Source organism: Vibrio sp. 1F169 (assembly GCF_041439605.1).
Lineage (GTDB): Bacteria > Pseudomonadota > Gammaproteobacteria > Enterobacterales > Vibrionaceae > Vibrio > Vibrio tasmaniensis_A.
The window spans coordinates 1-8,282 of sequence record NZ_JBGOOI010000116.1; the positions used below are offsets into that span (position 1 = coordinate 1).

General features: G+C 38.5%; 7 protein-coding genes and 4 pseudogenes. 5 read left to right on the forward strand and 6 right to left on the reverse strand.

From position 1 onward, the window contains the following. Positions 1-217: pseudogene (locus ACED53_RS22285) on the reverse strand (type IV conjugative transfer system coupling protein TraD); the annotation flags it as partial. Positions 218-301: 84 nt separating this feature from the next. Between ACED53_RS22285 and ACED53_RS22290 the strand changes: the two are divergent. Both ACED53_RS22290 and ACED53_RS22295 read left to right on the forward strand, forming a co-directional pair. Then, positions 302-835: pseudogene (locus tag ACED53_RS22290) on the forward strand (integrase). Between the two features lie 187 nt (positions 836-1,022). After that, positions 1,023-1,097 (forward strand): annotated as a pseudogene (locus tag ACED53_RS22295) (S-adenosylhomocysteine hydrolase); the annotation flags it as partial. On the opposite strand, the pseudogene ACED53_RS22300 reads toward ACED53_RS22295, so the two are convergent. From ACED53_RS22300 to ACED53_RS22310, 3 genes and pseudogenes are all read right to left on the reverse strand, one after another. Further along, positions 1,089-1,328: pseudogene (locus ACED53_RS22300) on the reverse strand (IS6 family transposase); the annotation flags it as partial. The pseudogenes ACED53_RS22295 and ACED53_RS22300 overlap by 9 nt on opposite strands. Positions 1,329-1,445: 117 nt before the next feature. Beyond that, on the reverse strand, positions 1,446-2,708 hold the full coding sequence (locus ACED53_RS22305; RefSeq protein WP_102421462.1) for a type II toxin-antitoxin system HipA family toxin: 1,263 nt from the start codon (positions 2,706-2,708) through the stop codon (positions 1,446-1,448). Beyond that, entirely contained in the window at positions 2,695-3,030 is a 336-nt protein-coding gene (locus ACED53_RS22310; RefSeq protein WP_017100095.1) for a helix-turn-helix transcriptional regulator, read from the reverse strand. Before ACED53_RS22310 ends, ACED53_RS22305 begins: the two co-directional genes overlap by 14 nt. A gap of 426 nt (positions 3,031-3,456) precedes the next feature. On the opposite strand from ACED53_RS22310, the gene ACED53_RS22315 reads away from it, so the two are divergent. Together ACED53_RS22315 and ACED53_RS22320 are read left to right on the forward strand one after the other, a co-directional pair. After that, positions 3,457-3,861, forward strand: a complete 405-nt coding sequence (locus tag ACED53_RS22315) for a nuclear transport factor 2 family protein (RefSeq protein ID WP_017100096.1) — start codon at positions 3,457-3,459, stop codon at positions 3,859-3,861. A gap of 28 nt (positions 3,862-3,889) precedes the next feature. Next, entirely contained in the window at positions 3,890-4,594 is a 705-nt protein-coding gene (locus ACED53_RS22320) for a TetR/AcrR family transcriptional regulator (RefSeq protein ID WP_017103707.1), read from the forward strand. Between the two features lie 304 nt (positions 4,595-4,898). Here the strand turns inward: ACED53_RS22320 and ACED53_RS22325 are convergent, their stop codons facing one another. Both ACED53_RS22325 and ACED53_RS22330 read right to left on the reverse strand, forming a co-directional pair. Next, a complete protein-coding gene (locus ACED53_RS22325; protein WP_371715308.1) occupies positions 4,899-5,462 on the reverse strand; it encodes a hypothetical protein in 564 nt (187 codons plus the stop codon). Positions 5,463-5,671: 209 nt separating this feature from the next. After that, positions 5,672-6,220 (reverse strand): hypothetical protein, encoded by a 549-nt coding sequence (locus ACED53_RS22330; protein ID WP_017097969.1) that lies wholly within the window; start codon positions 6,218-6,220, stop codon positions 5,672-5,674. A gap of 534 nt (positions 6,221-6,754) precedes the next feature. Here ACED53_RS22330 and ACED53_RS22335 point away from each other — a divergent pair. After that, entirely contained in the window at positions 6,755-7,768 is a 1,014-nt protein-coding gene (locus ACED53_RS22335) for a putative phage abortive infection protein (RefSeq protein ID WP_157937883.1), read from the forward strand. The last annotated feature ends 514 nt before the right edge of the window (positions 7,769-8,282 follow it).

Consider the following 8,282-nt stretch of genomic DNA (forward strand, 5'->3'; position numbering starts at 1 on the left):
AGCTGGCATAGATATGATTGCGCCAGTAGTAGAACACAGACCAAAAGGCGTTATCAGGAGCGCGTAGCCAGGTTAGAACACCAGTGAGTGCTATCACCGACCAAATGGCGGCGTAGACTAAGGTGTTGTTGACTTGAAAGAACATCCGAATGGAGTGAAAAGTAATTTGTCCGCCACGGGTAAAGTGGTTGCCGGACGCGCGTTTAGGTCTAGGCATAGTGGTTCCTTGAGAGTTAAATGCAGTACTTTTTATATAATTACCTGCGTATGCAGATGAGCTGGTTTAGATTGGAGGTCAATTATGTGGACGAAGAAAGGTCATCTAACAGGGCAGAAAAAGTCCTTCAAGCTTGAAGATATCTGGCGAATTCGCACTAGGCTTGAAATCGACCTTGCTCAATCTCGCTATCGATTGCAAGTTACGTTCTTGTGACTTACTTAGAATGAAAGTGAGGGATATCTCTTCTGGTGGTGCGATTCAAGATCGCGTGCTTTACAGCCAGAGGGGTACAGTTTGAGCTCACTTCACGCACTGCACAGCCAACTCTCTGCACCAGACTCTATTTTCCCAAGTCCTCGAAGGCAGGGTAAAGCAATTAGTTGTAGCAGTTACGCCACCATCATTTTCCGCTGGGTAACGGAACTCGGCTACGATCCCTATCTCTATGGTACCCACTCGATGCGCCGTACCAAGGTGACGTTAATTTAGGCGAGAACCAAAAACATTCGCGCTGTGCAACTATTACTTGGCCATGTTAAGTTGGATAATACCATTTGCTATTTAGGCGTAGAAATTGAGGAGGCTCTGAACATCTCTGAGGGGATAGACTCATAGTAAGGTTGGGGTGTTGATTTTAGAAAGGTCATTTTTAATGACCTTGAAATGATTATTATAAAACAATAGGTTAATAATATTTATTCGTTATTTTTGCCGTATTATCCCCTTTGAGTTTGCCGTATTTCTTCCTGTCATAATAAGGTTGCGTTATATTACGAACACGTATGAAAGTTAGGAGGTTCAAATGACAGCAGTTGATCGCGTTTATCAAAAGATAAAGCGCTCCAGACGCTATGTTTTTGAGCGCAAAGACTTTGATGTAGGTTTCACCCATTCGCCACGAGCCAGATACGGGCTTATTTCTACACCTCGCTCTGTGCTCTAATACTGGCGTAAATTTGATAACCCAACGATTAATAGTGGCCTGATCCACAACGACTCCGCGCTCCAATTGTATCTCTTCAATTTCACGATAACTGAGTTTATAGGCGAGATAATAACGTACGGTTTCGAGAATAACTTCAGAGGGGAAGTGGCAACCTTTAAACATTGAGATTCAGAGTATTAGGTAAAGATTGAGTAAATCTTAACCGACAACGCAAAACTTTGCGACAAAACCCATCATGTCGTACGGACATTGTTTATTTAGATATTCCATGTATTCTACTTAATGACCATCTTGCGGCTTTAAATGTTCCATTTCATTGAATATGTAGTCATTCAATATCACACGTTTGAAAAGTAACTTTCGCGTAACTTCAGGGACATCTACTTCGTTACACACGGATTCAAACTCTTGGGTAATCGTAGAAATTTGAAACCTAATAATTTCTTCTGCTTTTTCAGCCTTAATATTGAAACTTGGTGCTGCTTGCATACAAAGTGATAACAGAGATAAATTAAGATTTTCGAAGATCTTCATTCCATGACTCGCCTCCCCACCTGTACGGTTTTGTGGACAAATATCATAAGCCGGTGACAGGGATATTTTCTCCCCTTCTACAAAGAAAGCATGATTTCGAGCATGGTCATCCGTATTACCGATCAGTACATTAAATACCATCCGTGCAAATAGCTCTTGGCTATCAGAGGTAAAATCGATGCAATACTGCTTCATATTGTTCACTAGGTCTGCGTAAGATGCCTCTCTAGCCCATGTTTCATCTAAGCCTAAAACTGTCAGCCCGGACACCATTGAGCGACGACACCAAACGTCACCAACTAACGCTCTATCAAAGCGTCTTACAAGAAGAACATCTTTTCCTAATACTTTTTCAAAAATAACTTCGGCAACATTGAGTCCTGCTAACTTGGCAAGCCTCATTGCTACGTATTCTGATTGTACAACTTCGTAAGTATCATTTGATGCTGAAAACTTAGCAATATACTTAGCTTCATTACCAGTGATCATCGCTTTCGGGCGAGCACCTCCGAGGGATGTACCATGCATAAGTGCTCTATCCAAATCCGAAGAGATTTCCTTACCTTGACCGACGATTTCAGACGCATTGTATAATTCTTCAAGAGTTGCCGCATCAGTAGAACGATCAAAATACTCAGTGGCCGATTCTTGAAAATCGAGAGAACCGATCCGATCTGAAGCGGAATGCATCAAATACGTCATTTCGCCTAACTCAGCATCGTAGTCTTTGCCCATCAACCGAGAATTAATGACCCTACGTCCCCAAGCATCTGGAGCTGCATCACGCAAGCAAGAGAATATAGGCATACCTTGAACTGGTTCCTTAGTACCAGCAGAAAGCGGTAATTCATTTGAGTAAATTGGTTCTGCATCTGAACGTTTCAAGTAAGACTGACCGTACGTAAAATGTTGGCCAGTTTCATCAATAGTGAGTCTACCTGCTACCACAGGCTCTGATTGTCCTTTAAGCCATTTCCAAACGAAGCATTGATTACTAGAAGTCATCATCTAAAATTACCTTTTTCCTTCTTACTCGATTAGGCAGTAATGCCTCAATTTTCGCATTTGTTTTACGTTTAATAGCAAACTGGTTTTCATCGGGTTCAAATAAAGGAACACCTAATACCCAAGCAGTTTCGAAGTAGAGTCCGATACTTACAGACGGATCACCTTTAAGAATCTTTATCATAGTGGGCTTAGATACCCCAACTCGGGAACAAGTCTCTTCTACAGTGATTTTCTTTTCCTTACGCTGGATTGTAAGCATCGTGGCAAAATGAGTTAGTGCGGCACTAGCAACAGTGCTAACCTGAATGTTACCTCTTCCCATAGTAAATTAACCTTTACCGTAAATATAATAAGGTAAATATTAATTTACCAAAATTTAAATGTCAAAGTAATAGGTTAGAAATAATTATAGTAAAAACTATTTTACTATAAAAATCTTAAAGTGAATTGTAGTTTACAATAAAACAGTCATTGAAATGACTGCAATGAAAAACAGAGATCCTGTCTGAACTCTCTATTTAGTTATTGCTTTACCACACTTTGGTCGAGTAGACGACACCTGAGAAGCTTTTGGACAAAACCTTCCAATTACAGTCAATGATGCGAAATGTTTATGCATTTAATGCAGGAGTGCATTCATTGTTAATGCAGCACCTTTCATTCTATTAAACAGCTACAAACTCAAGCTTGCTCTCATTATTGTTCAGTGTACAATATAGTATTGCACACTGAACAATAGAGTAAAATCATGAATGCCAATACGATAGCAAACAAATACCTTGAAGCACTTGAAGAAGCAAACATTGAAAAAGTACTATCGCTTTTCACGCCAGATGCGTTGGTGAGTTCACCACTTTACGGTGAACGTAAGGCAGCAGACTTTTATCCTGAATTGTTTGAAGATACGAGCAGTTCAAAGCTAACCTTGAAGGGCGTAATGGAAGGGAAATCAACTCGTGACTGTACAGATTTGATATCTATCTGGTTCTACTTTGACTGGACACTTGCCAATGGTGAACCTGCACCTTTTAATGTTGTCGATGTGTTAGAAGTCGACAAAGGTAGCCGCTTGATTACCAAATTAAATATTGTTTACGATACTTTTAACATTAGAAGTTCGTTCAATCTGTCTAAAAAGCAGACCTCCCTTTAGCAAGTACTTTATAGATAGCGGTACCTTTATGAAAAGAAAAGCAAATACAACACCTCTCTCTAAGGAAATTATAATCGAGGTAGCACTGAATCTTATTGCGGAGAAAGGAATCGATACGTTTAGTATTCGAGACGTAGCTAAACGGTTAGATACCTATCCAACAGCTATCTATTGGTATTTTAAAAACAAAAACACACTGTTAGGTGAAATTGCAAATACAGTGATGTCTAGTGTCACACCTAACTACGGTAACCTGGATTGGCACGTCTGGTTGACCCTGTTATTCCAAAACTACAGAGGTGCAGTAAAACACCATCCCCACATCGCAGATTTGATAGGAGGGCGACTTCTGGCAAATGCGTATCAAGATCCTAGATTGCTAGATGGAATTATAGCTGCTCTTTTGGATGCAAATTGTCCGCCGTCTCATATAGTCCCTATGTACAACACAGTAATTGCATCAATGTGTGGTTTCGTAACCATGGAGTTCGGTCATTTACCGCTAGATAATGCGGATGAATGGGAAGCTAAGTTAAGAGGGGAGGCTAAGAAGGTAGAAAATAGTGAGTATCCAAACTTAACTCGTTTTCTACCTCAAATGATGAATGCTTCTTTCATTTTACGCTGGCAAAATGGCTATGACAAACCGATGGATGAGAGTTTTAATAGGTATGTTGATGTTTTTATAGATGGTTTGAAACACCAGATTAACGCACTAAACGAGATGCCATAGCAGGAATTTTATACCTTATGGTAACGTTAATTTCAGAAAGTATTGTGCTTAACTATGCACCTCATGAAGCCAATAAGACACTTTTGAGTTAGAAAGTGCCACGAGTCAAAATTCAGGTCTATGAAGCCTCTGGACATTTCTGAGTTACGATGAATAGATCGCTCTGATTTTTCGCATAACTTCTAGTATCGCAACCATGCGGTCAGCTTGTAAATTACAGGCCAAATTAGCTAATCCACTACAATGCGAGTAAGCTTTAAAAAGTAGCGATTATCGCCGTAGTCGTTTGTAATATGTCCATTTCTTACGAAACTGTCGCAATCCAGTCCTCACCTTCCTTCCTGACAGTTGCATTCCTTAAAACTGGATCAATTCCAGCAATTTTCGAACGCCCATTAGAGCCATGGCCACCATGAATCATATTAAAGACCTGATAGCTATAACCTTCTTTTTCAACTAAGTCTATATGCTTAAGAGCTTGGCCATACCCTAAAGCTTCTCGTTCTTCACCCTTCCAGTTCTCACAAAGAATTACAACATTATTTGCATCAATATACGCAGTATTCCAAGCACCAAAAGCAATAGATTTTTCCTCGTGATTAACGAAAGACCAAGACCATAGCCAGTTCGCACATGTGAAACCTTCATCTTCCATAAATTGTTTACGTTTAACGTCACTTTCAGGAACCAATTTTTTATACAATACAGTATCTTGATATTGCGAGTAGTTTATGATGTGAGACATTAAATTTCGACCTTGCTCATCGCCTTGATTTTCAGCGTTAACATACAAGACTTGCAATTTATCTGATGAATACTCTCCATCAGAAATACGCTTTAACATTTTATTAAATAACTCAGGTTTCATTATTCACCTTTTATTGGGCTGATTTCTTGTAAAACATTCGAAGTTCTTAAAAAGTAGTCAATTGGTGCTTGTTCGATTTGGTCATATAACGCTAAGCTAAGTGGTAAACAAACCTGCCAACCAACTCTATTACCCACCTTAAACACACAACTCAAACAAAGCAAAAATGCCCAGCGTTTGTTAGTCCATCTTAAGCGTTTGTTTATTTTTTAGAATATTGTATAAGCCAAATTTGTTTGCTTAATAGGTTCTGTAACGATACAACTTCGAATCAATTCAACATTAAAGGATTCTGAATACTCTTTAATCGTATTCATAAGAGCATTATTATCAATGACTGGATGAATACCTAAAGTCCACATACTTCTTAAGTCATCATGCGAGCCTTTAACCAATGAAACTTTGCATGTATCTTCCATCATGCCTCTGATACATGAACTAACATTAGTATTTTGCTTTATTTCGAGGGCAATATACTGCCCTAACACTGAGCGTTTCTTACGAAAAACAAAATCAATAGCCATATATTCACGATGATTAGCCTTCCGACGGTCTATCGAATACTGAAACTCTCGATCCCACCACGCGATATCTTCGCTTTTTTGTGATTCCAGAAAAACTGAAAACTCTACTTGAAACCAAATTTCCCACCCCGTAATCGGCTTTTCTTCTATTAGCTTCAAACGTTTTTGAATGTGAGTTTGTCTAAAAAACTTATTAGCTAAACTAGCAACAAAATCAAAATCTCTATTCGTCATATAAATATACTACCAAATCAAAATAAAAAACTAATGCTTTTAAAACGGAATTTTTTCGTGTTTGCATTCCGTCTATGTTGCTGCGATTTATTATGAAACTCAACCAGTATCCATTTGTTGTGTGAATTGAAGATAAATTTCATAAGGAAAATACCGAAACTTTCCGTATAAATTCCCAGAACATGGATTAGAAACTGTTGGTCTACCTGAGCACGCGCCTTTAGTGAAGAGCTTCTACTCTAAACGATTTTGGGGCATTTCTGAGGTAGAATGTACCACGGGTAAAAATTCAGCCTGTGAAGGTTTTGGACAGAAATGGGTTAGAGTCAGCGCACTAACCTGTTCGGTTCGGATAAGTGGCGTTTGGGCGAACTCTTGCTCACGAACGTCTATCAAGTCGGTGGCTATTCACAGAATGTTGATCAAATTACCTCTTTAATATTTTATGTTTGTGGTTTTTCTACTGTTATGACTTCATGTTATTGTACGATGGTATTCATCAGTTAGAAATTACTTGCAATGCGGATATCCATTTTGTTAAAAAAAACACTAAGAAAATTGAAACAAACACTTAAGAGATTAAATGGTAAAATGTACCGTCAGTTCATCTCCTTTATCGGAGGCTCAGGTGATGATGTTAGGAAGAATTTATTCAGACTGTTTATTTTTGCAATCTATTCCGTACTACTAATACTAGCGATAAACCTTGTAACGCTTATCCATTACCCTCGTGGATTTGGAGAGTGGGGTGATTTCTTTGGTGGGGTCCTAAACCCAATACTAACATTTCTAACTTTCATGGGACTTTTGTTAACGATTATCTTACAAAGTAAGGAACTAAAAGAAGCTAGGCAAGAGGCCAAAAGATCTGCCGATGCTTTAAGAGATCAAGTTAATCAAATCAATATTCAGTCTTTTGAAAATACCTTTTTCTCATTATTGTCAAAGCACAATGAAATCATTGAGAAACTAGAAAATATTAACTATAAAATTCAAACTCCCGAAGGTGAAAGGTATGAGTATTTTAAGAGAACAGTTTATGGATTCCAAAACGGCATAACTGACATAAACAACTGGAACTATTTTGATGATGTGTTACTTATTATTAGTATGGCGAACTCCCCTTATGACGCTAGAGAGCAGCTAAAATCACACATTAATTCGTTTTATCCCTATATATCTCTGCTATCAGAGATTGTACGCTTTGTGGATTCGCAAACTCAGAAAGTTGAAAACCTAGACCCTGCTATATACTTAAGAACTCTCCGATCTATGATTCCAAACTGTTTCCTTGGACTTGTCATGATTGAATGCATCGAAGAAAATAGTGAATTAAAAAACCTCATAATAAAATATAATTTATTGGAGAATTTCACTTTCACTCCCAGACTAGCAGGTCACCCAATTGCACTTCTTGGAGCCGTCCCAATATATGGAAGAGAATGTTTCGGTGAAAATAATCGCCTCAAAGACATAGAGAAGGTCGAAGGAGCACCAATAAATTGGAGTGATATTACCAAGGTGAATGAAATAGGGAACCCTTTTTAGTGCTATTGAAAACAGTTGTCCCAAATTTTAGATCTTTTGATCTAGCAGGTATTGTCGCTTTTAACTGATAGATGCTGCTGTAACTGTTTTTGAAACATAAACGTGCCAGAACTGATCAGTCTGGCACGTTTGTGGACAAAGACGTGTTTCGATTTTCAACTGAAGATGAGACTTCGGATAACCTCTATTGATGAAAAGAGTTTAAATTCCCAGTTTTACTTACTCACTCCAATCCTGCGGCTAAATGTCCAGTCCACTAAGCTCACTATTACTTAAATCACTTTATAAGCATTTGAAAGATGGCATAATTAAGGATATGAGAACGCCTTAATCAAATACACTTGGAGTACAACAATGCGTTACCTATTGAGTTTACTATTAGTGGCGACTTTAACAGGGTGCGGAACAGTACCAATGGCTTATCAGCCAAAAGATATGTCATTAGATCAGGCATATGTGGTTGTAGAGCAGATGGTTATGACACAGCACCGTAACTGGAAACCAGATTACTTTG

What these genes read in the sequence shown, in the direction of transcription:
- ACED53_RS22305 (WP_102421462.1), bottom strand. Translation starts at nt 2,708, where the DNA reads ATGATGACTTCTAGTAATCAATGCTTCGTTTGGAAATGGCTTAAAGGA.
- ACED53_RS22310 (WP_017100095.1), bottom strand. Translation starts at nt 3,030, where the DNA reads ATGGGAAGAGGTAACATTCAGGTTAGCACTGTTGCTAGTGCCGCACTA.
- ACED53_RS22315 (WP_017100096.1), top strand. Translation starts at nt 3,457, where the DNA reads ATGAATGCCAATACGATAGCAAACAAATACCTTGAAGCACTTGAAGAA.
- ACED53_RS22320 (WP_017103707.1), top strand. Translation starts at nt 3,890, where the DNA reads ATGAAAAGAAAAGCAAATACAACACCTCTCTCTAAGGAAATTATAATC.
- ACED53_RS22325 (WP_371715308.1), bottom strand. Translation starts at nt 5,462, where the DNA reads ATGAAACCTGAGTTATTTAATAAAATGTTAAAGCGTATTTCTGATGGA.
- ACED53_RS22330 (WP_017097969.1), bottom strand. Translation starts at nt 6,220, where the DNA reads ATGACGAATAGAGATTTTGATTTTGTTGCTAGTTTAGCTAATAAGTTT.